The following is a 21996-nucleotide window of genomic DNA, read 5'->3' as shown; positions in this document are numbered from 1 at the left end:
AGAGAATGGCGGCATGGAGATGCCGAGGAATGAACGGTCGCAGGAGAGCCCCCACGTCCTCGTGGTGGGACAGGACGGGATGGCGCTCGGCGGCGGTGACGGTGACGACGAGTCGCGCGAGGTCCCGGTGACGGAGATGGTCGAACAGCCTGCGAAGGTCATGCGCATCGGCAGCATGATCAAGCAGCTTCTGGAGGAAGTGCGGGCGGCGCCTCTCGACGAGGCCAGCCGCGTCCGGCTCAAGGAGATCCACCGCGGTTCGGTCAAGGAGCTCGAGGACGGCCTCGCGCCCGAGCTCGTCGAGGAACTGGAGCGCCTGTCCCTCCCGTTCACCGACGACGCGATTCCCTCCGAGGCAGAACTGCGCATCGCCCAGGCTCAGTTGGTCGGCTGGCTGGAGGGTCTCTTCCACGGCATCCAGACGGCGCTGTTCGCCCAGCAGATGGCCGCAAGGGCCCAGTTGGAGCAGATGCGCCGCGCCCTGCCGCCCGGTGCCCCGCACGACGACGACGAGGGCGGGCAGCACGGAGCGATCCGCTCCGGTCCGTATCTGTAACCAGGATCGGCGCAGCCGGGCACGGCCGTCACCAGGCACGGCTTCATCGCCGGACAGCGAAAGGCCCGGCCCACCGCTCGGTGGGCCGGGCCTTCGGCGTGGCGTACGCCCCTCAGGGCTTCTCGGGCGCGATCAGCAGCACCTTGCCCACGTGCTCACCGGACTCCAGCGCCCGGTGGGCCTCGGCGGCTTCCGGCAGCGGCACATGGCGGTCCACGACCGCGCGTACCCGGCCGGCTGCGATCAGCGGCCAGACATGCTCGGCCACGGCCGCGATGATGGCCGCCTTCTCGCCCAGCGGACGGGCGCGCAGCGAGGTGGCGGTGATCGCCGCCCGCTTGGCCAGCAGGGCGCGGAGATCCAGCTCGCCCTTCACGCCGCCCTGGAGTCCGATGACGGCGAGCCGGCCGTTGACCGCCAGCGCCCGGACGTTCCGGTCCAGGTACTTGGCGCCGACGATGTCGAGAATGACGTCGGCCCCGGCGCCGTCCGTCGCCTTGCGGATCTCCTCGACGAAGTCCTGCTCGCGGTAGTCGATCAGGATGTCGGCGCCCAACTCAGCGCAGCGCGCGAGCTTTTCGGGGCCGCCCGCCGTCACCGCCACCCGCGCGCCCACGGCCTTGGCCAGCTGGATCGCCATCGTCCCGATGCCGCTCGCGCCACCGTGGACGAGCAGGGTCTCGCCCGGCCGCAGGTGGGTGATCATGAAGACGTTGGACCACACGGTCGCGGCGACCTCGGGCAGCGCCGCGGCCGTCGCCAGATCCACTCCGGCCGGGACCGGCAGCAACTGCCCTGCCGGTACGGCGACTTTCTCGGCGTATCCGCCGCCCGCGAGCAGCGCGCACACCTCGTCGCCGACGGACCAGCCCGAAACCCCGGGCCCCAGCGCGGAGATCCGGCCCGCGCACTCGAGGCCGGGGTAGGGGGAGGAGCCGGGCGGCGGGTCGTAGAAGCCCTGCCGTTGCAGCAGATCGGCGCGATTGACGGCGCTGGCGACGACGTCGACGAGGACTTCTCCCTCGCCGGGTACGGGGTCGGGGACCTCGGCCCAGACCAGGGCCTCGGGACCACCGGGTTCGGGAATCGTGATCGCATACATGGCCGCGAGGCTACTCCCGGCCGCCGGGCGTCTGGTCGTTCTGTGAGCGGACGATGGTGATGAGCCGGTCGGTGAGTTGCAGCGGGCTCGCCGCGGGGTCGTCGTAGCCGATCAGCCGGTGCCCCCGCAGCACGCTGACGACCAGGTCGTCCGTCTCCCGCACGTCGCGGCCCACCTCGGCCTTTATCACCGGCCGCTCGATGAGGTCGAGGCCGCTGCCCTGCTGGATGAGGTCCTCCAGGACCGTACCGGCGCTGGGGCTGAGCACGGACAGGCCGAGCAGCCGGCCGGCGGCGCCCGAGCTGGTGATGACCGCGTCGGCGCCGGACTGGCGCAGCAGCGGCGCGTTCTCCTCCTCCCGGACGGCGGCGACGATCTTGGCGCCGCGGTTGAGCTGGCGGGCCGTCAGGGTGACCAGCACGGCGGTGTCGTCGCGCTGGGGGGCGACGATGATCTGGCGGGCCTTCTGGAGTTCGGCACGGATGAGCACGTCGCTGCGGGTGGCGTCGCCGACCACGCCGACGAAGCCCTCGGCATTGGCCGCCTCGATCACCTTGCTGCTCGGATCGACGACGACGATCTGGTCCTTCCGCAGGCCGGTGGCGCAGAGCGTCATCATCGCCGATCGTCCCTTCGTGCCGAAGCCGACGATGACGGTGTGATCGCGCAAGGTGGACCTCCAGCGGTTCAGTCGCCACTCCTCCCGGGTGCGTTCGGTGAGGACCTCGAGGGTGGTGCCGACCAGGATGATCAGAAAGAGCACACGCAGCGGGGTCACCAGCAGCACGTTCGTGAGCCGGGCCGCGTCGCTGTAGGGAACGATGTCGCCGTACCCCGTGGTGGAGAGGGTGACGGTCGCGTAGTAGATGCAGTCGAGGAAGTCGACGGAGTCGTCGGCGTTGTCGTGGTACCCGTGGCGGTCGCTCCAGACGAGCAGCACCGTGATGAGGAGCACCATCAGGGCCATCAGCAGGCGCTTGCTGACCTGCCGCAGCGGACGCTCGACGACCCGTCGGGGAAGCTTCACCCGGCTCGTGATCAGCTGTTCGTCCGCATTCCGCGCCATGGCGTCGTGGCCGGGAAGTTTCACGTGAAACGTCCTCCCTCGGCGGTCGGCGGCGTCCAGGCGGCCCAGGGCAGGTCGAGGACTTCCAGCTCGTCACCGGCTTGTGCCCCACCGGGCGGGACCACGGCCAGACCGTCGGCGGCCGCGATGCCCCGCAGCATCGCCGGACCGTTGTAGTGGAGCGGCACGAGCAGATCCTCGCCGTGCACGAACGGCACGAGCCGGGTGTCGTGCGGGTGGCCGTGCACCGCATCCCGAACGGGCAGGCTGTACGGAACCGCGGGCGGTCGCCCGCAGAGTCCGCGCAGCAGCGGCTCGGCGAGCGTGAGCAGACCCGAGACGGCGGCCAGGGGATTGCCGGGCAGGCCCACCAGGTGACGGCCGGGAGCGAGCCGGGCGAGCAGCATGGGGTGGCCGGGCCGTACGGCGACTCCGTCGACCAGCAGCTCGGCGCCCGCCTTGCGCAGCACCGGGTGGACGTGGTCGACGGGCCCCGCCGCCGTACCGCCGGTGGTGATCAGCAGGTCGGCGTCGGAGGTCGTGACGGCACGGTGCAGGGCCTCGGCGTCGTCGCCGATCCGCCGGGTCGCGACGACTTCGGCTCCCAGCGACGCCAGCCAGGGACCGATCATCGGGCCGAGTGCGTCGCGGATGAGGCCGTCGTGGGGGAGCCCGGAGGTGAGCAGTTCGTCGCCGAGCACCAGGACCTCGACACGCGGCCGGGCGACGGTCACGAGGTGGTCGTAACCGGCGGCCGCGGCCAGCCCCAGGACGGCCGGGGTCACCTGGGAGCCGGAGGGCAGGAGCTGGTCGCCCGCACGGCACTCCTGGCCGCGCGGCCGGATGTCCTGGCCCGGCACGACCTCACGCTCGGCGTGCAGCTGCTGTGCGGCCGCACCGGCACGGGCGTGCTCGCTGCGGATGACGGCGGTCGTGCCGGGCGGCACCCGTGCGCCGGTGGCGATGCGTACCGCCGTGCCGTCGGGGAGGGGCCGCGTCTCGCCGTGCCCGGCGAGGACGGACGCCTCCGTGTCCAGGCGCCAGGGCCCGGGGCCGGCGACCGCCCAGCCGTCCATGGCGGAGGTGTCGAAGGACGGGAGGTCGCACAGCGCCACGAGCGGCTCGGCGACGACCTGTCCCAGCGCGTCGCCGAGGGCCGCGCTCCGCGTCCGGGGCGCGGCAGCGCGTCCGATCCGGGCGGCGTGGGAGCGCGCCTCGGGCCAGGAGGTGGCACGGTGGCGCGCGGGAGCGGCAGCGCCGGGGGGCGCGGCGCCGGGATCCGCACGGCCGGGCTGCCGGTCTCGCGGGCCGACGAGAGCGAGGGCCTCGTCCACTCCGTCGAGGTCGCCCTCGGGGGCGAGCTCCTGTCGGCGCGGGGCGGAGCGGGGATCGTCGTGGACGCGCTTCTGCCGTCGCCCGCCGGGAGGCGGGTCCTCGTGGGCGGGCCCGGTGCCGGGGCGGCCCGATGTGTCGTCGTGGCCGGTCATCCGGCTTCGGCCTCGCCGTTCTTGCGTGGGTCGTGGGAGGCGCCGGCGCCGCGTTCGGTCCCGGAGGCGGCAGGGCCGGTCCCGGCCGCCCCGGGTGGGGGCCCGGCGGCCTGCTCGGTCTCCTCCGCCCAGCGGGTCGCGAGAGCGACGGCCTTGCGGGCGGCCTCGGCCACGGCCTCCGGTCCGCCGCCTGCCCGGGCGGCCGCGTAACCCACCAGGAAGGTGGTCAGCGGCGCGGCGGGGCGGGCGACTCCGTGCGCGGCATCGCGGGCGAGGTCGAGCAGGACACGGGTGTCGACGTCGAGTTCGACGCCGAGTTCGTCCTTGACTGCGGTGATCCATTCATCCAGCACGTAGCCATGCTCCCTGATACGGGCCCGGGCAGCGGAAACGTCCTCCCAGGTGTCGCAGTCGAAGGAGGCGAGAGGGTCGGTCCGGACCCGGGCAAGGTCCAGTTCCTGTGCCAGAAGACGCAGCGGCAGTCCGGAAAGGGTGCCGTGTTCGGTCGCGAGGAGAGCGAGTTCACGTCGGAGCGGCTCGGTGCGGTAGGCGGCTACGAGAGGCTGGTCGCGGCCGTCGGCGTCGGTCAGCAGCGCCGCCTCCCGGTCGCTCTCGTCGAGCGCGGAGATCAGGCGCCGCACGGTCGTCCGTCCGAGGAACGGCAGGTCGGCGGAGAGCACGAGCACCGAGGGCGCGTCGCACTGCCGGACTCCGGCGTCGAGCGCGGCGAGCGGTCCGCCGCCCGGCGGCTCCTCGCGGGCCCATACGACGGGGCGGGCGGTGGGGCGGCGTCCGCCGACGACGACGGTGCGCCCGGCGTCCCGGCATACGCCGAGGACCCGGTCGAGCAGGGCCCGCCCGCCCACGCTCACCGCCGGCTTGTCGGCTCCGCCCAGGCGCTTCGCGGCGCCTCCGGCGAGCACGATGGCGTCGTACGCGGTCTTCGCGGTCACCCATGCAGTATGGGCCGGATCGTGGCAGGCGGGGAGCCCCGTCCCGATCTCCGGTCGGATCTCGGTCCGGGGCGTGCCCGCGGGTGTCCCGGCTGTCTGCCGGTGATGTCCCCGGCGTGTGCCGGGGCGTCCTGCAGCGTGCGTGTCCCCGGCTGTGTACCGGGGCGCCCTACAGGGTGCGCAGCAGGACCGACGGGTGCTCCACGCAGTCGGCGACGTAGCGCAGGAATCCGCCGGCGGTGCCGCCGTCGCAGACCCGGTGGTCGAAGGTCAGCGACAACTGGACCACCTGTCGTACCGCCAGCTCGCCCTCGTGCACCCACGGCTTCGGCACGATCCGGCCGACGCCGAGCATGGCAGCCTCGGGATGGTTGATGATCGGCGTGGAGCCGTCGACTCCGAACACCCCGTAGTTGTTCAGCGTGAACGTGCCGCCCGTGAGGTCGGCCGGGGTCAACGTCCCCTGCCTCGCCGCCTCCGTCAGCCGCGCGAACTCCGCGGTGAGCGACTCCGCAGACCTGGTGTGCGCGTCCTTGACGACGGGCACGACCAGACCCCGCTCGGTCTGTGCCGCGAAACCGAGATGAACCTCGGGGAGCCGCACGATCTCGCGGGCCTCCGTGTCCACGGTGGAGTTGAGCTCGGGGTAGCGCGCGAGCGCGGCCGTGCAGATCCGGGCGAGAAGCGCGAGGAGAGAGATCTTCTCGCCGCCCGCCGCGTTCATCGCCACACGGGCGGCCATCAGCTCGGTGGCGTCCGCGTCGACCCAGCAGGTGGCGTCGGGGATCTCACGCCGGCTGCGCGAGAGCTTTTCGGCCACCGCTCCGCGCACTCCCCGCAGCGGAACGCGCTCGCCCTGTGCCGACGCCAAGGGCGCCTCGGACCGGGCGGCCACGGGCTGCGGTGCGGCAGGAGCCTGGAGCTGCGTGCCGGCGGCGCTCACGGCCCGCTCCACGTCGGCCCGCAGGATCAGCCCGTCGGGGCCGGATCCGGCGAGGCGTCGCAGGTCGAGACCGTGCTCACGGGCGAGCCTGCGCACGAGCGGCGAGATGACGGCCACGGGGCCGTCCTGCGGCGCCCGCTCGCCGGCAGCCCTGTGCGCCGACGCGCCAGGGGTGGGGCCGGTCGCCGTGGCCACCGCCGCGCCCGCCTGCCGGGCGGCAGCGGGCACGTTGCCCGAGATGCGGCCGGCGCCGTCGGCGGACGGTGTGCCCGTGGCGGGCCGGACGCGTCGTCGGCGGGCCGCCGGGGCCCCGGTCCCGTACCCGACCAGCACGTTCCCGGAGGTCTCCGTGCCGGTGTCCCCGATGTCGGCGGCCGGCCCGGCAGCGCCACCGGAACCGGCGGCGCCCGCGGTGTCCGCGTCCATCGCCCCCACCGCGACCGTCAGCAGCGGTGCGCCCACGGGCAACTCGGTGCCCTCCTCACCGAAGCGGGCGGTGACGACGCCTCCGTACGGGCACGGCACCTCGACCATCGCCTTGGCCGTCTCGACCTCGACGACGGGCTGGTCGATCGCCACGACGTCGCCCACGGACACCAGCCAGCGCACGATCTCCGCCTCGGTCAGTCCCTCACCGAGGTCGGGCAGCCTGAATTCGAGCACCTGCGCCATCAGCTCTCCGCCTCCCACTGCAGCCGTGCCACCGCGTCCAGCACCCGGTCCACGCCCGGGAGGTGGTGACGCTCCAGCATCGGCGGCGGATACGGGATGTCGAACCCGGCGACCCGCAGCACGGGCGCCTCCAGATGGTGGAAGCAGCGCTCGGTCACCCGCGCGGCGATCTCCCCGCCGGGACCGCCGAAGCCGGTGGACTCGTGGACGACGACCGCACGGCCCGTCCGCCGTACGGAGGCGCAGACCGTCTCGTCGTCGAACGGGACCAGCGAGCGCAGGTCCACGACCTCCAGGTCCCATCCCTCGGCCTCGGCCGCCCCGGCGGCCTCCATGCAGACGGGCACGGAGGGTCCGTAGGTGATGAGCGTGGCACTGCGACCGGGGCGCCGCACGACGGCGCGGCCGATCGGCTCGACGGCCGTGGGGGCCTCCGGCGACCACTGGGCCTTCGACCAGTACAGCCGCTTGGGCTCCAGGAAGACCACGGGGTCGTCGGAGGCGATCGCTGCCCGCAGCATCCCGTAGGCGTCCTCGACCGTGGCGGGCGTGACGACGTGGAGGCCCGGAGTCGCCATGTAGTACGCCTCGGAGGAGTCGCTGTGGTGCTCGACGCCGCCGATTCCGCCGCCGTAGGGCACGCGGACGGTGATCGGCAGCGGCATGGCGCCGCGGGTGCGGTTGCGCATGCGGGCGACATGGCTGATGAGCTGCTCGAACGCGGGGTAGGCGAAGGCGTCGAACTGCATCTCGACGACGGGCCGCAGCCCGTACATCGCCATGCCCACGGCCGTGCCGAGGATGCCGGCCTCGGCCAGCGGCGTGTCGGTGCAGCGGTCCTCGCCGAACTCCTTCGCGAGCCCGTCCGTCACCCGGAAGACACCGCCGAGCGTGCCGACGTCCTCTCCCATCACGTGGACGGTGGGGTCCTCGGCCATCGCGTCGCGCATCGCGCGCTGGAGGGCCTGGGCCATGGTCGCCGGCTTCACGGCAGCCGTGGTCATCGTGCTTCTCCCTCGGCGTCGAGCTCGGCGCGCAGCTGCGCCGCCTGCTCACGCAACTGGCCGGTCTGCTCCGCGTAGACGTGGGTGAACAGGTCCATCGGGTCGAGGACCGGGTCGGCGTTCATCCGCTCGCGCAGGTCGGCCGCCATCGATTCGGCGGCGTCGGCGGCCGTCTTGCGGCGGTCGTCGTCGAGCAGTCCGCGCTCGGTCAGCTCGCGCTCCAGCAGCAGGATCGGATCGTGCCCCCGCCAGGTCTCGACCTCGCTGTCGCCCCGGTAGCGCGTGGCGTCGTCGGCGTTGGTGTGGGCGTCCATGCGGTAGGTGACGGCCTCGATCAGCGTCGGACCGCCACCGCGCCGGGCCCGGGCGACGGCCTCGCCGAGCACCTGGTGCACGGCGACGGCGTCGTTGCCGTCGACGAGGCGGCCGGGCATGCCGTAGCCGACGGCCTTGTGCGCCAGGGAGGGCGCGGCGGTCTGCTTGGCCAGCGGCACGGAGATCGCGAAGCCGTTGTTCTGGACGAGGAAGACGACGGGGGCCTGCCACACCGCAGCGAAGTTCAGTGCCTCGTGGAAGTCGCCCTCGCTCGTGCCGCCGTCGCCGACCATGGCGAGCGCGACGACGTCGTCGCCCTTGAGGCGGGCCGCGTGCGCCAGTCCCACGGCGTGCGGCAGCTGGGTGGCGAGCGGGGTGCACAGGGGCGCGATGCGGTGCTCGTACGGGTCGTAGCCGGTGTGCCAGTCGCCGCGCAGCAGGGTCAGGGCCTTGACAGGGTCGAGCCCGCGGGCGACGGCCGCGAGGGTGTCGCGGTAGCTCGGGAAGAGCCAGTCCCGCTCCTCGAGGGCCAGCGCCGCGGCGACCTCGCACGCCTCCTGTCCGGTGCTCGACGGGTAGACGGCGAGCCGGCCCTGCTTGGTGAGAGCGGTCGCCTGAGCGTTGTACCGCCGGCCGCGGACGAGCTCCGCGTACAGCCGGAGCAGCAGCTCGGGGTCGGCCGCGGCGGCTGCCTCGGTGCCCAGCACGCGGAACGGCTCCGGGTCCGGGAGCAGGGGTGCGGGGTCGGTGCGGTGCTGCCAGGCCGGGGGCGGGGTGGGCCGGTAGACGGCAGCGTCACCGGGCAGCTCCTGGACCGTCATGCTGCTCTTTCTCAACGCGAGCACCTCCTCGTGGGAGCGCCGACGATCAACGAAGACGAAGGCGACGACGAATGCGAACGGGAGGCGTCGCGAGTGTGGCGCGCCTCACCTACCGATTGTTCGGTCGTGGACGCATTTTGGCTACAGGCGCGGGCAGCCTGTGGACAAACGGTTCTCCACAGCTTGAGATGGAGACAGGTCGTCCATGCTGGGAAGGCGGGGGGACATGCCGACTGAACAAATGGCCCAGGACGGGGACCGCCCGGAGCAGACGCCGCCGCCGCGCCCCCTGGACGCGATCGACCGCGACATCCTGCGGATGCTCCAGGCGGACGGCCGCGCCTCGATCCGTTCCGTGGCCGAGCGGGTCCACGTGTCGCGCGCCAACGCGTACGCACGGATCAACCGGCTCATCGACGACGGCGTGATCCGTGGCTTCAGCGCCCGCGTGAACCACGAGCGTGCGGGCCAGGGCGCGTCCGCCTACATCACGCTCAAGATCGTGCAGAACTCCTGGCGGACCGTGCGCGAGCAGCTCCAGGCCCTGCCGGGAGCCGCGCACATCGCCCTGGTGAGCGGCGACTTCGACGTGCTGCTCCTCGTGCACACGCCCGACAACCGCACGCTGCGCGAACTGGTCCTGACCAGGCTGCAGTCCATCCCCGAGGTCCTGTCGACGCGCACGCTGCTGGTCTTCGAGGAGACGGACCTCGACCCCGTGCCCGGCCCGCCCGGCACGGCCGCCGGCCTGGCCCCCGACGCGGAACCGCCGGAGGGCCCGTAGGAGCAGGGGACGGCACGCGGGGCGCCTCAGGTACCACCCGTCCGGAAACGGTCCCGGGAACTGGTTCAGGCGTGAAACGCCCGGCAGCCTTGTCCGCCGCCCGCCCGGAGACCGCTCAGGCGGGCACGTCCGTCCGCAGCCCGTCGAAGGCCATCCGCACGACCGCCTCGGCCACCTGCTCCCCGTCGTATCCGCCGCCCGCGTGCGGGCGGTACCACTCGACGAGGGAGTTCACCATGCCGAAGAGCAGCCTCGTCGCCAGACGGGTGTCCATGTCGGCGCGCAGGTCACCCTCCGCGGCGGCCGCCTTCAGCAGGTCGGCGACGCGCTGGTCGAACTCGCGGCGGCGTTCCATGGCCCACCGCTCGGTCTTCGTGTTGCCGCGGACGCGCAGCAGCAGCGTCACGTAGGGCAGTTCGGCCATGAGCACCTCGACGGTGCGCCGGGTGACGTACTCGACGCGCTCGACGGCCCGGCCCCCCACGGCGCCGTCCTCGTCGAGGATCGCGAAGAGGGCGTCCAGGGCCCGGCTGACGGCCCGGCGCAGCAGCTCCTCCTTGCCCGCGACATGGTGGTAGATCGAGGACTTGGAGATGCCCGCGGCCCGGGACAGGTGCTCCATGGAGGTGCCGTCGTAGCCGCGCTCGTTGAAGATCCGCACCGCGACGGTCAGCAGGGTCTCGGGGGTGTACGTGTCCCGCTTGGGCGTGGTCATGACGCATCCTCGAGCGGGGAGCCGTACGACCACTGGTGCAGTCCGAGCGTGCGCGCGTAACGGCCGGTCGGCACGGCCTGGTGGAGGTTGGCCAGCAGCTCCCAGGCCCAGTCACGCCCGAGCTTCTCGTTCCATTCGACCGGCCCCAGCGGGTAGTTGACGCCGAGCCGCATCGCGGTGTCGATGTCCTCGGCGGAGGCGACCCGCCGGGCGACGGCGTCCAGCGCGAGGTCGCCGAGCATCGCGACCGTACGGGCGACGATCATGCCGGGTACGTCGGGGAGGACGCTGACCCGCTTGCCGAGCGCCTGGAACAGGCCGGTGGCCTGCGCGAGGGTGTCCTGCTGGACTTCGGCCGCCGCGGACAGGGCGATCCGGCCTGCCGTCCGGTAGTCGAGGGCGAGGTCGAAGTAGACGACGTCGCGGAACTCCGCGGAGATCTGTCCGTCCGCCAGCACCAGCTGCCCGCCGCTCGGCAGGATCAGCCGGGTGCCCTTGTCCTCGTCCTCCTGCCGCACGGTGATGCCCGCCTCGCGGATCATCCCGATCAGCTCTGCGGCGGGTGCGAGGTCGCCCTCTGCGATGACGTACTCCGGCGCGTCCTCGGGTCCCGCGTCGGCCGGCCCGGGCCGCGCGGCGCCCTCGGCGTACGAGAACCAGCCGTGGCCCGACTTGCGGCCGAGCCTGCGTGATTCGACGAGCCGGCGCTGGGCGAGGGAAGGCTGGAACTTGGGGCTGTGGAAGAAGGACTCCCACACCGAGCGGGTGACCGCCTCGTTGACGTCCTGGCCGATCAGGTCGGTGAGCTCGAACGGCCCCATGGCGAAGCCGCCGCTCTCGCGCAGGATCGCGTCGATGGTGGCCGGGTCGATGCCGTGCTCCTCGTGGACGGCGAAGGCCTCGGCGTAGAAGGGCCGGGCTATGCGATTGACGATGAAGCCGGGCAGGTCGGCGCAGCGCACGGGCGTCTTGCCCCAGGCCGCGGCCGTCGCCCACGCGCGCGTGGCGGTCTCCTCGTCGGTGGCGTGGCCGCTGACGACCTCGACCAGGGGGAGGAGGGGTGCGGGGTTGAAGAAGTGCAGGCCGACGAAGCGGCCCGGAGCGCGGAGGGCTCCCGCGACGGCTGTCACCGAGAGGGAGGAGGTATTGGTCGCGAGCAGGCAGTCGTCGGCGACGATCTTCTCCAGCTCGGCGAAGAGCTCCTGCTTGACCGCCAGTTGTTCGAGAACCGCCTCGACGACGAGCGCGGCGTCGGCGAGCTCCGCAAGGTCCACGGCCGGGACGAGACGCGCGCGGGCGGCGTCGCGCTCCCCGGCGCCCATGCGGCCCTTCTCGACCAGCCGGTCCAGGCGCGCGCCGATCGCGTCCGCGGCCTCACCGGCCCGGCCGGCCACGGCGTCGTAGAGCCGCACGGGGTGGCCCGCGACGAGGGCGACCTGCGCGATGCCCTGACCCATGGTGCCGGTGCCGACGACGGCGACGGTGCGGCTGGTGTCGATGGCGGTCATGGAGCGATCCTCCCCGATGAGTTGTCCACAGCTTCGACAGGCCCCCTTGTACCGACCGATCGTTCGGTTACTCTAACTCTGTCACTAGTTCCCTGCCCAGCTCGACGAGGAGTTGGTCCGTCATGCAGCAGCTGACCGAGACCCACCGGCCCACGCTCGACCAGGCCCTCGAAGCGATCCGCACGCGCGCCTACTGGTCACCGCACCCCGAGCACCCCAAGGCGTACGGCGAAAGCGCCCCCGCGGACGGCCTCGCGGCCTTCGAGGCGCTGCGCGGCACCCGCTTCGACCTGGACCAGCCGGGCACGGACGGCTGGACGGGAGGTGAGACCTCGCCGTACGGGCCGGAGCTGGGCATCGAGTACCCCCACCCGGATCTCGACGTGCTGCTCCCCGCGATGCGCGCGGGCATGGCGGCCTGGCGCGAGGCCGGCCCCGAGACGCGTGCCCTGGTCTGCCTGGAGATCCTCTCCCGCATCAGCGCCCGCACCCACGAGTTCGCGCACGCGGTGATGCACACCAGTGGGCAGGCGTTCATGATGGCGTTCCAGGCGGGCGGCCCGCACGCCCAGGACCGCGGCATGGAGGCCGTGGCGTACGCGTACGAGGAGCAGACCCGGACCCCGGCCGCGGCCGACTGGTCCAAGCCCCAGGGCAAGCGCGACCCCCTTGAGCTGCGCAAGACCTTCACGACGGCCGGCCGCGGCATCGCCCTGGTGATCGGCTGCAACACCTTCCCCACGTGGAACGGCTACCCCGGGCTGTTCGCCTCCCTGGCCACGGGCAACCCGGTCCTGGTCAAGCCGCACCCGCGCGCGGTGCTCCCCCTCGCCCTCACCGTGAAGGTGGCGCGCGAGGTCCTCGCCGAGGCGGGCTTCGACGCCAACCTGGTCTGCCTGGCCGCCGAGCGCCCGGGCGAGGGCATCGCGAAGACGCTGGCGACCCGCCCCGAGATCAGGATCATCGACTACACGGGCTCCACCGCCTTCGGAGACTGGCTGGAGGCCAACGCGCGCCAGGCGCAGGTCTACACCGAGAAGGCCGGCGTCAACACGGTCGTCGTCGACTCCACCGACGACTACAAGGGGATGCTGTCCAACCTGGCCTTCTCCCTGTCCCTGTACAGCGGCCAGATGTGCACCACCCCGCAGAACGTGCTGGTCCCCCGGGACGGCATCACCACCGATCAGGGCCCGAAGACGTACGACGAGGTGGCGGCCGACCTCGCGGGGGCCGTCGGCGGTCTGCTCGGCGACGACGCCCGGGCCAATGCCCTCCTGGGCGCCCTGGTCAATCCCGACGTGAAGGCCCGCCTGGAGGCGGCGGCCGAGCTCGGCGAGGTGGCGCTCCGCTCGCGCGAGGTGGTCAATCCGGAGTTCCCGGACGCGACCGTGCGCACTCCGGTGATCGTCAAGCTCGACGGCGCCCGCAAGTACTGGGAGGCGCAGGACGCGGAGCCCGCGTTCCTCTCCGAGTGCTTCGGCCCCGTGTCGTTCGTGGTGGCCATGGACTCGACGGCGGACGCGCTGGACCTGCTGCGGCGCACGGTCCGCGACAAGGGCGCCATGACGGTCGGGGCCTACACCACGTCCGAGGAGACGGAGCGCGCGCTCGAGGAGGTCTGCCTCGACGAGTCGGCCCAGCTCTCGCTGAACCTGACCGGCGGGGTGTACGTCAACCAGACCGCGGCGTTCTCCGACTTCCACGGCTCCGGCGGCAACCCTGCGGCGAACGCCGCCCTGTGCGACGGCGCGTTCGTCTCGAGCCGCTTCCGTGTGGTCGAGGTGCGGCGGCAGGCCTGACGCGCCCGGCGGGCCGGTCGGTCGCCGGCCCGCCGCGCCCTGAAGGGGGCTCCGTCCTCAGGGCAGCGGCACGTCCGCGTGCCGCTGCACCCACGCGTGCATGGCGATGGCCGCCGCAGCGCCCGCGTTGATCGACCGCGTGGAGCCGAACTGCGCGATCGAGCAGACCATCGCCGCATGCTCGCGCGCCTCCCGCGTCAGGCCCGGCCCCTCCTGACCGAAGAGCAGCACACAGCGGCGCGGCAGCTCGGTCCGCTCCAGCGGCACGGCGCCCGGCAGGTTGTCGATGCCGATGATCGGCAGGTCTTCCGAGGCCGCCCATGCGGTCAGGGACGCCGTGTCCGGGTGGTGGCGCACATGCTGGTACCGGTCGGTGACCATGGCCCCGCGCCGGTTCCAGCGCCGGCGGCCCACGATGTGGATCCCGTTCGCGAGGAAGGCGTTCGCGGTACGCACCACGGACCCGATGTTGAAGTCATGGCCCCAGTTCTCGACGGCCACATGGAAGCCGTGCCTCCGGGTGTCCAGATCGGCGACGATCGCCTCGCGCGTCCAGTACCGGTACCGGTCGACGACGTTGCGGCGGTCGCCCTCGGCCAGGAGCTTGGGGTCGTACCGCTCGTCCTGCGGCCACGGCAGGGGGTGCGGTCCCACGCCGACCTCGGGGCCGTAGCCCTCGTCGTACTGCATCGGTTCCTCGGTGGTGCTCACCCGACGAGCGTACGGGGCACCTCGCCGCTCTCCCGTTCCGGCTGCCCCTGGGCAGGCCTCCGCGAGAACACCCGGTCCCGCGCCCGGGCCGCCCGCGCACCGAGCCACAGCAGGAACGCGGTCGGCAGGAAGACGGCGTCGGCGGCGATCATGGCGAGCGAGAAGACCGGCAGCCCGAGCAGCACGGCGATGCCCGCGTGCTCCAGCATCATGGCGACCAGCAGGACGTTCTTGACGCGCCGGTTGAAGAGGGTGAACGGGAACGCGACCTGGACGGCGACCGTGGCGTAGGTGAGCACCAGCATCAGCAGACCACTGGTGGCCAGCGCGTCGGAGAGGGCCGGCCACGGCGCGAAGTACTCGAGCTTGAGCGGGTAGTACAGGGCCGTCCCGTCCTGCCAGCGCGTGCCCTGGATCTTGTACCAGCCGGCGGTCGCGTAGATCAGACAGACCTCGGCCATGATCACGACGAGTGCGCAGTTGTGGAGGATGTCGGCCAGGACATCGAGCAGCACGCGTGGCCGGCTGTGCGGCGCGTACCGGCAGACGAGCCACCACAGCCCCTGAGCCACCCACAGCACCCAGAGCAGCGTCAGCACGAACAGGCCCGTGTCGTTGTGAAGGGAGCCGACGACCAGTGCGGCTCCGAGCACCGTCCACAGCAGGGGACCGACACGGTCCCGGGAGGGCACGCCGGGCACCGTGCGCGCCGCGCGACGGGCGTCGAGCGACCAGACCTGGGCGCAGCGCGTGAAGACGAGGTAGATCGCCATCAGGTGGACGACATTGTCGCCGCCGTCGCCGACGAAGATCGAGCGGTTCTGCAGGGACAGCACGCCGAACATGAACAGCGCGGAAGCGGCGCGGGTACGCCAGCCGAGTATGAGCAGCAGGCTCGCGACTATGGACAGGCCGTAGACGGTCTCGAACCACAGGCCGCTGTCCGACCACAGCAGGCCGGTGAAGGCGTTGTTGTTGGCGACCAGTTCCCGCCCCATGTGCCAGCTCCAGGGGCCGCCGGGCCCGTAGAGCTGATGCCGGTTCGGCAGCTCGACCAGCAGGAACAGCAGCCAGGTGGTGCCGAACCCGATCCGGACGATCGCGGTCTGGTAGGGCCCGAAGGCCGTCGCCGTGACGCGCTGGACGATGCGGGCCACGCCGCGCTCCACAGTGGTGGTGCTCACCTGCCCGCCTCCTTGTCTGCGTTGTCGACACCGGCGGGCAGATCGGCCGCAGTGATCGTCCACCACGGCATGACCCGGTGGACGGGCCGGGTGTCGGTCCTCTCGCCGCTCCACGCGGGCGCTTCGATCGCACGGGTCGACGACCTGAGCTGGACGCGCTGGACGGGGCCTCCCAGGTCCATGCCGTCCAGCCGCAGCATCACGATGCGGCGCAAGTACCGCTCGGAGAGCCTGCCGCGCAGGCCGTTGGGGCGAGCCTCGTTGTCGTGGGAGCCGAGGAAGAAGTCCCAGCCGCGGCGCAGCTGGTTCTGGTCGACGTGGCTGGGGACGAGGTTGCCGCGGATGGCCTCACCGTCCTGTGCGGACAGATCGAGCCATTCACTAGTCCGGCGGCTGCCGTCTTCGGCGGTGTACTCGGCCCGCACCTGTACGGCGATGTTCTGCTGGAGCGGATTGGGGGCGAAAAGCTTCCAGTTCTGTTCGAACTCGGGGTAGACCCATCCCTGGACCGCCTCACCATGGCTCTTGGTGACCGTGTTGGAGGGGGCGACGTGGAGGAAGACCATGGTCAGGTGGACGCACGCGACGGCGGCGACGAGCACGAGGAAGACGGCTGCAGCGACCTGGTACGGGAGGGGCAGCGCGGCGATGCCGCGGTCGGGGCCGGACGGCGCCGGCCCGCTCGGGGCGAGGCCCGCCTCGGTCGGAACGACCGGGGGCGGGCCGGACGGGGCGACCTGGACCGGTATCGCGTCCCCTTCCGGCGACCGCGGCGCGGGCGGCCCGGAGCCGAGGCTCCCACCCGTGCCGTCCCTGTGCTCAAAGGACTCCATCCCCGCCCCGATCCCCAGTCGTACGCCTCGGTTATCCACAGGCTTGACACCTTAAGGGCCGTCGACCCACCATTGAAGTCGATGAACCGAACGATCGGTCGGTAGGGGGTCCGGATGACGACAGTGACACCGGAGGCGTACGAGGCGGCGTTCGACGCCGCCGTGGCCGCCGATGAGCGCATCGAGCCGCGCGACTGGATGCCGGACGCGTACCGGGCCTCGCTCGTCCGCCAGATGGCCCAGCACGCGCACTCCGAAATCATCGGCATGCAGCCGGAGGCCAACTGGATCACGCGGGCGCCCTCGCTGCGCCGCAAGGCGATCCTGATGGCCAAGGTCCAGGACGAGGCCGGTCACGGCCTCTACCTCTACAGCGCCGCCGAGACCCTGGGCACCAGCCGCGACGAACTCCTCGACAAGCTCCACGCCGGCCGCCAGAAGTACTCCTCGATCTTCAACTACCCGACCCTGACCTGGGCGGACGTCGGCGCCATCGGCTGGCTCGTCGACGGCGCCGCGATCACCAACCAGGTCCCCCTCTGCCGCTGCTCCTACGGTCCGTACGCCCGCGCGATGGTCCGGATCTGCAAGGAGGAGTCCTTCCACCAGCGCCAGGGCTACGAACTGCTGCTCACCCTGTCCCAGGGCACGCCGGAGCAGCACGCGATGGCACAGGACGCGGTGGACCGCTGGTGGTGGCCCTCGCTGATGATGTTCGGCCCGCCGGACGACGCCTCCGCGCACTCCGCCCAGTCCATGGCCTGGAAGATCAAGCGGCATTCGAACGACGAGCTGCGCCAGCGCTTCGTCGACATCTGCGTCCCGCAGGCCGAGGCGCTCGGCCTGACGCTCCCCGACCCGGACCTCCGGTGGAACGAGGAGCGGGGCCACTACGACTTCGGCGCGATCGACTGGTCGGAGTTCCAGGAAGTCCTCAAGGGCAACGGGCCGTGCAACGAACAGCGGATCAGCCAGCGCCGCCGGGCGCACGAGGCGGGCGCCTGGGTCCGCGAAGCGGCCGCCGCGTACGCCGACAAGCACAGACCAGCAGCACCGCACACCGAGCCCGGGGAGGCGACCGCATGAGCAGCTCGACCGAATGGCCGCTGTGGGAGGTCTTCGTGCGCTCGCGCCGCGGCCTGTCCCACACGCACGCGGGCAGCCTGCACGCCCCGGACGCCGACATGGCCCTGAGGAACGCGCGCGACCTCTACACCCGGCGCAGCGAGGGCGTCTCGATCTGGGTGGTGCCCTCCGCCACGATCACCGCCTCCTCGCCGGACGAGAAGGACCCGTTCTTCGACCCGGCCGCCGACAAGCCGTACCGCCACCCGACCTTCTACGAGATCCCCGAAGGAGTGAAGCACCTGTGAGCAGCACGCCCGTGCACACCGCGGCCCTGGCGCTCGGCGACGACGCGCTGGTGCTCTCGCACCGGCTGGGGGAGTGGGCCGGCCACGCTCCCGTCCTCGAGGAGGAGGTGGCCCTCGCCAACATCGCCCTCGACCTGCTGGGCCAGGCAAGGGTGCTGCTCTCGCTCGTCGGTGACGAGGACGAGCTCGCGTACCTGCGCGAGGAGCGCGAGTTCCGCAATCTCCAGCTGGTCGAGCAGCCGAACGGCGACTTCGCCCACACCATGGCCCGCCAGCTCTACTTCTCCGGCTACCAGGGCATGCTCTACGAGACCCTCGCCGCCGGTGACGGCCCCTTCTCCGCACTCGCGGCGAAGGCGGTCAAGGAGGTCGCGTACCACCGCGACCACGCCGAGCACTGGGTCGCGCGGCTGGGTGACGGGACCGCGCAGAGCCATGAGCGCATGCAGGCGGCGTGCGAGGCGCTGTGGCGGTTCACCGGCGAGATGTTCCAGCCGGTGGAGGGCCTGGACGTCGAGTGGGAGGCGCTGGAGTCGGCCTGGCTGGAGTACGTCACCGGCGTGCTGAAGCAGGCGACGCTGACCGTGCCGGAGGGGCCGCGCAAGGGCGCCTGGTCGGCCGGGGCAGGGCGCCAGGGCCTGCACACGGAGCCGTTCGGCCGGATGCTCGCCGAGATGCAGCATCTGCGCCGGAGTCATCCGGGGGCGTCATGGTGACCGGGACACAGGAGCCGCCCGCCGGTGACACGGCGCTGGAGGCGGAGCTGCGCAGACTGGCCGGGTCCGTTCCCGACCCCGAGCTGCCGGTGCTGACTCTGGAGGAGCTGGGAGTGCTCCGCGGGGTCCACCTGGTCGGCCCCGACCGTGTCGAGGTCGAGCTGACCCCGACATACACGGGCTGCCCGGCCGTCGAGGCGATGACCGCGGACATCGAGCGAGTGCTGCACGACCACGGGATGGCGGACGTCTCGGTCGTCAAGGTGCTCTCCCCCGCCTGGTCCACGGACGACATCAGCGAGGAAGGGCGGCGCAAGCTCCACGAGTTCGGCATAGCGCCGCCGCGCCCCCACCGTGCCGAGGGACCGGTGCGGCTGACGCTCGCCGTGCGCTGCCCGCACTGCGGGTCGACCGAGACGGAGCTGCTCAGCAGGTTCTCCTCGACGGCGTGCAAGGCCCTGCGCCGCTGCGTCTCCTGCCGCGAACCTTTCGACCACTTCAAGGAGCTGTAGATGTTCCATCCGCTCCGGGTCGGCGCCGTCGAGCAGCTCACCGACGACTCGGTGGCCGTCACCTTCGAGGTGCCGCCCGAGCTGCACGAGACCTTCCGCCACACCCCGGGCCAGCATCTGGCCGTGCGCCGGGTCATGGACGGCGAGGAGATCCGGCGCACGTACTCGATCTGCTCCCCGGCCGTCCCCGCCGGCGGGGTCCCCGTGCTGCGCGTGGGCATCCGCCTGGTCGACGGCGGCGAGTTCTCGACGTACGCCCTCAAGGAGCTGGCCGTCGGCGACGTCGTCGAGGTCATGCCTCCGATGGGCCGGTTCCTCCTGCCGCCCCGCCCCGGGCACTTCGCCGCCGTGGTCGGCGGCAGCGGCATCACGCCGGTCCTGTCCATGGCCGCGACTCTGCTCGCCGATGAGCCGGATGCCCGGTTCTGTCTGATCCGCAGCGACCGCACGGCGGCGTCGACGATGTTCCTGGAGGAGGTCGCCGACCTCAAGGACCGCTTCCCGGACCGCTTCCACCTGGTCACCGTGCTCTCCAGGGAGGAGCAGCAGTCGGGGCTGCCGTCCGGCCGGCTGGACCGGGAGCGGCTGACGGCCCTCCTGCCCGCGCTGCTGCCGGTGGCGGACGTGGACGGCTGGTTCCTGTGCGGGCCCTTCGGACTCGTGCGGGGAGCCGAGCAGGCCCTCCGCGGACTCGGAGTGGACCGCGGGCGCATCCATCAGGAGATCTTCCACGTGGACGACGGCTCGGCCCCGGTCGCCGCTCCGGTGGTGGCTCCCGCCCATGCGTCCCTGACGGCGACGCTCGACGGCCGGTCCGGTACGTGGCCGGTGCAGGAAGGGGAGTCGCTGCTGGAGACCGTGCTGCGCAGTCGTGCGGACGCTCCGTACGCCTGCAAGGGCGGCGTCTGCGGCACCTGCCGCGCCTTCCTCGTCTCCGGAGACGTCCGCATGGACCGCAACTTCGCGCTGGAGCCGGAGGAGACCGAGGCGGGCTACGTCCTCGCGTGCCAGTCCCATCCGGCCACAGCCGAGGTGGAGTTGGACTTCGACCGCTGACGCGGCCCGTCCCGGACTCCTGCCCCGAAGACCGCCCCTACCCGCATTCCGCCCCGCACGCGCTGTGTTCATTTCCGGCACCGTGCCCTATCTTGACGCTCCGTCAGATATGGCCTCCACCGGTGCCGTTGTGCTGGTGCGTGCGGGAGGACGGGACAGTGGACTTCACCTTCACCGAGGAACAGCAAGCGGCCGTGGAGGCCGCCCGGGCCGTCTTTTCGGACGTGGCGCCTGACGCGGTGCCCAGTCCGGCACTGACGCCGGGCGCGGTGGCCGATGACGTCGACCGTGCCTTGTGGGCCGGCCTCGCGCGTGCGGACCTGCTCGGCCTGGTCCTGCCGGCGGAGCACGGCGGAGCGGGCCTGGACCCGATCGCCCTGTGCCTGGTGCTGCGCGAGTCCGCGAAGGTGCTGGCCAGGGTGCCCCTGCTGGAGACAAGCGCGGTCGCCATGGCGGTGGCCCGGTACGGCAGCCCCGCTCTGCGGGCCGAGATCCTCCCCCGGGTCGTCCGCGGCGAGCTGATCCTGACGGCCGGGGCGAACGGCCGCACCGGCCACGATCCCGCCGAGCTCGCCGTGTCCGCGCGCCGGCCGGATGGGTCGGACGACGGATGGGTCCTCGACGGGATGCAGACCGGAGTGCCCTGGGCCCAGTGCGCGGACCGGATCGCCGTGCCCGCGCACACGGACGACGGGCGTGCCCTGTTCGTCCTGGTCCCCCAGGACGCCGCCGGGCTCGCGCTGGCGGAGCAGATCTCCACCAACGGCGAGCTGTTCGCCGAGGTCACCCTGGACTCCGTCCGGGTGGACGACTCCGCCGTCGTCGACGCGGACGACTCGTGGGAATGGCTGCACGGGCTCCTGGCGACCGGCACGTGCGCGCTGGCGCTGGGCCTCGGCGAAGCGGTGCTCACGATGACGAGCCGCTACACGGCGAAGCGCGAACAGTTCGGCTTCCCCTTGGCGACGTTCCAGGCGGTCGCCGTCCAGGCGGCCGACCGCTACATCGACCTGCGCGCCATGGAAGCCACCCTGTGGCAGGCCGCCTGGCGCCTGACCGAGCCGGAGGAGACCGGTGCGTCCGGCATGGCGTCCGCCGTGGCCCTGCCCGTCACGGCCGACGTGTCGGTGGCCAAGATCTGGGCGTCCGAAGGGGTGCGCCGGGTGGTGCAGACGGCCCAGCACCTGCACGGCGGCTTCGGCGCGGACACCGACTGTCCGCTCCACCGCTTCCATGCCTGGGCCAAGCAACTGGAACTCTCCCTCGGCCCGGCCGCCGCCCACGAGGAGACCCTCGGCGATCTGCTCGCCGCGCATCCGCTCGGCTAGCGGCTCCCCCTGGAGGCCACGTGCCGTTCCAGGACCGCCCGCGCGGCCGCCCGGCCGTCACCTGCCGGCCGTAGCCAGTCGTCCGCCACAGCCGGAACCGGTCGTCCGCCGCAGCCGGAACCGGATCGCCGGTGCGGGCGCCGTCGCTGATCGAGTGCGGCCGCCCGGCCGGGATCAGAGCACGAAGGCCGGGGCCCCGCCCTCGGTCACCATCGGGCGGCCCGCGCCGTCCCAGGCGAGCATGCCGCCGTCGATGTTCACCGCGTCGATGCCCTGCTGCACCAGGTACTGGGTCACCTGCGCGGAACGCCCGCCCACCCGGCACATCACATAGGCGCGACGTCCGTCGGCCACCGCCTCGGTCACCTCGCCGAAGCGGGCGACGAAGTCGCTCATCGGGACGTGCAGCGCCCCCTCGACGTGACCGGCCGCCCACTCGTCGGCCTCACGGACGTCCAGCACCAGACCGTCGGCCGGTACCGCCGCGGCTTCCACGGAGGGCAGCGGGGCGAAGTTCATGGGGCAATGCCTTCTCTCGTACGTACACGGCGGCGG

Annotated in this window: 22 protein-coding genes; 9 read left to right on the top strand and 13 right to left on the bottom strand. The window is 72.4% G+C overall.

The genetic code is table 11. From position 1 onward, the window contains the following. The first annotated feature begins 13 nt into the window (after positions 1–13). On the top strand, positions 14–556 hold the full coding sequence (locus HW130_RS11430) for a bacterial proteasome activator family protein (protein ID WP_177149370.1): 543 nt from the start codon (positions 14–16) through the stop codon (positions 554–556). 112 nt (positions 557–668) lie between these two features. Here HW130_RS11430 and HW130_RS11425 read toward each other — a convergent pair whose 3' ends face one another. The 7 genes from HW130_RS11425 to pdhA form a co-directional block, all read right to left on the bottom strand. Continuing rightward, positions 669–1658: an NAD(P)H-quinone oxidoreductase gene (locus HW130_RS11425; protein ID WP_177149369.1), complete on the bottom strand. Its 990-nt coding sequence runs from the start codon at positions 1656–1658 to the stop codon at positions 669–671. A gap of 10 nt (positions 1659–1668) precedes the next feature. Then, positions 1669–2793: a TrkA family potassium uptake protein gene (locus tag HW130_RS11420; protein WP_177149475.1), complete on the bottom strand. Its 1125-nt coding sequence runs from the start codon at positions 2791–2793 to the stop codon at positions 1669–1671. Further along, a complete protein-coding gene (locus HW130_RS11415) occupies positions 2745–4211 on the bottom strand; it encodes a molybdopterin molybdotransferase MoeA (protein WP_177149368.1) in 1467 nt (488 codons plus the stop codon). Before HW130_RS11415 ends, HW130_RS11420 begins: the two co-directional genes overlap by 49 nt. Next, positions 4208–5164 carry an NTP transferase domain-containing protein gene (locus tag HW130_RS11410; protein WP_177149367.1) on the bottom strand — a complete coding sequence of 319 codons (957 nt, stop codon included), beginning with the start codon at positions 5162–5164 and terminating at the stop codon, positions 4208–4210. The genes HW130_RS11415 and HW130_RS11410 overlap by 4 nt, the downstream gene beginning before the upstream one ends. Before the next feature lie 169 nt (positions 5165–5333). Next, entirely contained in the window at positions 5334–6779 is a 1446-nt protein-coding gene (locus HW130_RS11405) for a dihydrolipoamide acetyltransferase family protein (protein ID WP_177149366.1), read from the bottom strand. After that, positions 6779–7783 (bottom strand): alpha-ketoacid dehydrogenase subunit beta, encoded by a 1005-nt coding sequence (locus tag HW130_RS11400; RefSeq protein ID WP_177149365.1) that lies wholly within the window; start codon positions 7781–7783, stop codon positions 6779–6781. Before HW130_RS11400 ends, HW130_RS11405 begins: the two co-directional genes overlap by 1 nt. Continuing rightward, entirely contained in the window at positions 7780–8919 is a 1140-nt protein-coding gene (gene pdhA, locus HW130_RS11395; RefSeq protein WP_177149474.1) for a pyruvate dehydrogenase (acetyl-transferring) E1 component subunit alpha, read from the bottom strand. The genes HW130_RS11400 and pdhA overlap by 4 nt, the downstream gene beginning before the upstream one ends. A gap of 241 nt (positions 8920–9160) precedes the next feature. On the opposite strand from pdhA, the gene HW130_RS11390 reads away from it, so the two are divergent. Continuing rightward, complete coding sequence (locus HW130_RS11390; RefSeq protein ID WP_177149473.1) at positions 9161–9703, top strand: Lrp/AsnC family transcriptional regulator; 543 nt, start codon at positions 9161–9163, stop codon at positions 9701–9703. 115 nt (positions 9704–9818) lie between these two features. Here HW130_RS11390 and HW130_RS11385 read toward each other — a convergent pair whose 3' ends face one another. Further along, positions 9819–10418, bottom strand: coding sequence for a TetR/AcrR family transcriptional regulator (locus HW130_RS11385; RefSeq protein WP_177149364.1), 600 nt, complete (start codon positions 10416–10418; stop codon positions 9819–9821). After that, complete coding sequence (locus HW130_RS11380; protein ID WP_177149363.1) at positions 10415–11926, bottom strand: 3-hydroxyacyl-CoA dehydrogenase; 1512 nt, start codon at positions 11924–11926, stop codon at positions 10415–10417. The genes HW130_RS11385 and HW130_RS11380 overlap by 4 nt, the downstream gene beginning before the upstream one ends. 122 nt (positions 11927–12048) lie before the next feature. Here HW130_RS11380 and paaN point away from each other — a divergent pair, with 122 nt between their 5' ends. Beyond that, positions 12049–13728 carry a phenylacetic acid degradation protein PaaN gene (gene paaN, locus HW130_RS11375; protein ID WP_177149362.1) on the top strand — a complete coding sequence of 560 codons (1680 nt, stop codon included), beginning with the start codon at positions 12049–12051 and terminating at the stop codon, positions 13726–13728. A gap of 57 nt (positions 13729–13785) precedes the next feature. Here the strand turns inward: paaN and HW130_RS11370 are convergent, their stop codons facing one another. Genes HW130_RS11370 through HW130_RS11360 form a run of 3 tightly spaced genes read right to left on the bottom strand, consistent with a single transcriptional unit; the run spans position 13786 to position 16456 of the window. Then, complete coding sequence (locus tag HW130_RS11370) at positions 13786–14418, bottom strand: TrmH family RNA methyltransferase (RefSeq protein ID WP_218183423.1); 633 nt, start codon at positions 14416–14418, stop codon at positions 13786–13788. A 17-nt stretch (positions 14419–14435) separates the two neighbouring features. After that, positions 14436–15623 carry an HTTM domain-containing protein gene (locus tag HW130_RS11365; RefSeq protein WP_177149360.1) on the bottom strand — a complete coding sequence of 396 codons (1188 nt, stop codon included), beginning with the start codon at positions 15621–15623 and terminating at the stop codon, positions 14436–14438. Further along, complete coding sequence (locus HW130_RS11360; protein ID WP_177149359.1) at positions 15620–16456, bottom strand: DUF5819 family protein; 837 nt, start codon at positions 16454–16456, stop codon at positions 15620–15622. The genes HW130_RS11365 and HW130_RS11360 overlap by 4 nt, the downstream gene beginning before the upstream one ends. 114 nt (positions 16457–16570) lie before the next feature. Between HW130_RS11360 and paaA the strand changes: the two genes are divergently transcribed. The 6 genes from paaA (at position 16571) to HW130_RS11330 (ending at position 21441) form a co-directional block, all read left to right on the top strand. After that, a complete protein-coding gene (gene paaA, locus HW130_RS11355) occupies positions 16571–17542 on the top strand; it encodes a 1,2-phenylacetyl-CoA epoxidase subunit PaaA (RefSeq protein WP_177149358.1) in 972 nt (323 codons plus the stop codon). Next, positions 17539–17829, top strand: a complete 291-nt coding sequence (gene paaB / locus HW130_RS11350) for a 1,2-phenylacetyl-CoA epoxidase subunit PaaB (RefSeq protein WP_177149357.1) — start codon at positions 17539–17541, stop codon at positions 17827–17829. Before paaA ends, paaB begins: the two co-directional genes overlap by 4 nt. After that, complete coding sequence (gene paaC, locus HW130_RS11345) at positions 17826–18545, top strand: 1,2-phenylacetyl-CoA epoxidase subunit PaaC (protein WP_177149356.1); 720 nt, start codon at positions 17826–17828, stop codon at positions 18543–18545. The genes paaB and paaC overlap by 4 nt, the downstream gene beginning before the upstream one ends. After that, positions 18539–19057, top strand: a complete 519-nt coding sequence (gene paaD, locus HW130_RS11340) for a 1,2-phenylacetyl-CoA epoxidase subunit PaaD (RefSeq protein ID WP_177149355.1) — start codon at positions 18539–18541, stop codon at positions 19055–19057. The genes paaC and paaD overlap by 7 nt, the downstream gene beginning before the upstream one ends. Next, positions 19058–20113, top strand: a complete 1056-nt coding sequence (locus tag HW130_RS11335; protein ID WP_177149354.1) for a 2Fe-2S iron-sulfur cluster-binding protein — start codon at positions 19058–19060, stop codon at positions 20111–20113. A 158-nt stretch (positions 20114–20271) separates the two neighbouring features. Next, positions 20272–21441, top strand: a complete 1170-nt coding sequence (locus tag HW130_RS11330; protein ID WP_177149353.1) for an acyl-CoA dehydrogenase family protein — start codon at positions 20272–20274, stop codon at positions 21439–21441. 174 nt (positions 21442–21615) lie between these two features. Here the strand turns inward: HW130_RS11330 and HW130_RS11325 are convergent, their stop codons facing one another. After that, a complete protein-coding gene (locus HW130_RS11325) occupies positions 21616–21960 on the bottom strand; it encodes a rhodanese-like domain-containing protein (protein ID WP_177149352.1) in 345 nt (114 codons plus the stop codon). Positions 21961–21996: the final 36 nt, after the last annotated feature.

This window comes from Streptomyces sp. PKU-EA00015 (genome assembly GCF_013387495.1).
In the GTDB taxonomy this organism is placed as follows: Bacteria; Actinomycetota; Actinomycetes; order Streptomycetales; family Streptomycetaceae; genus Streptomyces.
The sequence above is the reverse complement of the archived record's forward strand: the minus strand, read 5'-3'. Positions and strand labels throughout refer to the sequence as shown.

What these genes read in the sequence shown, in the direction of transcription:
- paaB (WP_177149357.1), top strand. Translation starts at nt 17,539, where the DNA reads ATGAGCAGCTCGACCGAATGGCCGCTGTGGGAGGTCTTCGTGCGCTCG.
- HW130_RS11390 (WP_177149473.1), top strand. Translation starts at nt 9,161, where the DNA reads ATGGCCCAGGACGGGGACCGCCCGGAGCAGACGCCGCCGCCGCGCCCC.
- HW130_RS11415 (WP_177149368.1), bottom strand. Translation starts at nt 4,211, where the DNA reads ATGACCGGCCACGACGACACATCGGGCCGCCCCGGCACCGGGCCCGCC.
- paaD (WP_177149355.1), top strand. Translation starts at nt 18,539, where the DNA reads ATGGTGACCGGGACACAGGAGCCGCCCGCCGGTGACACGGCGCTGGAG.
- HW130_RS11430 (WP_177149370.1), top strand. Translation starts at nt 14, where the DNA reads ATGGAGATGCCGAGGAATGAACGGTCGCAGGAGAGCCCCCACGTCCTC.
- HW130_RS11325 (WP_177149352.1), bottom strand. Translation starts at nt 21,960, where the DNA reads ATGAACTTCGCCCCGCTGCCCTCCGTGGAAGCCGCGGCGGTACCGGCC.
- HW130_RS11425 (WP_177149369.1), bottom strand. Translation starts at nt 1,658, where the DNA reads ATGTATGCGATCACGATTCCCGAACCCGGTGGTCCCGAGGCCCTGGTC.
- HW130_RS11400 (WP_177149365.1), bottom strand. Translation starts at nt 7,783, where the DNA reads ATGACCACGGCTGCCGTGAAGCCGGCGACCATGGCCCAGGCCCTCCAG.
- paaN (WP_177149362.1), top strand. Translation starts at nt 12,049, where the DNA reads ATGCAGCAGCTGACCGAGACCCACCGGCCCACGCTCGACCAGGCCCTC.
- HW130_RS11385 (WP_177149364.1), bottom strand. Translation starts at nt 10,418, where the DNA reads ATGACCACGCCCAAGCGGGACACGTACACCCCCGAGACCCTGCTGACC.
- HW130_RS11370 (WP_218183423.1), bottom strand. Translation starts at nt 14,418, where the DNA reads ATGCAGTACGACGAGGGCTACGGCCCCGAGGTCGGCGTGGGACCGCAC.
- HW130_RS11405 (WP_177149366.1), bottom strand. Translation starts at nt 6,779, where the DNA reads ATGGCGCAGGTGCTCGAATTCAGGCTGCCCGACCTCGGTGAGGGACTG.
- pdhA (WP_177149474.1), bottom strand. Translation starts at nt 8,919, where the DNA reads ATGACGGTCCAGGAGCTGCCCGGTGACGCTGCCGTCTACCGGCCCACC.
- HW130_RS11380 (WP_177149363.1), bottom strand. Translation starts at nt 11,926, where the DNA reads ATGACCGCCATCGACACCAGCCGCACCGTCGCCGTCGTCGGCACCGGC.
- HW130_RS11360 (WP_177149359.1), bottom strand. Translation starts at nt 16,456, where the DNA reads ATGGAGTCCTTTGAGCACAGGGACGGCACGGGTGGGAGCCTCGGCTCC.
- HW130_RS11335 (WP_177149354.1), top strand. Translation starts at nt 19,058, where the DNA reads ATGTTCCATCCGCTCCGGGTCGGCGCCGTCGAGCAGCTCACCGACGAC.
- paaA (WP_177149358.1), top strand. Translation starts at nt 16,571, where the DNA reads ATGACGACAGTGACACCGGAGGCGTACGAGGCGGCGTTCGACGCCGCC.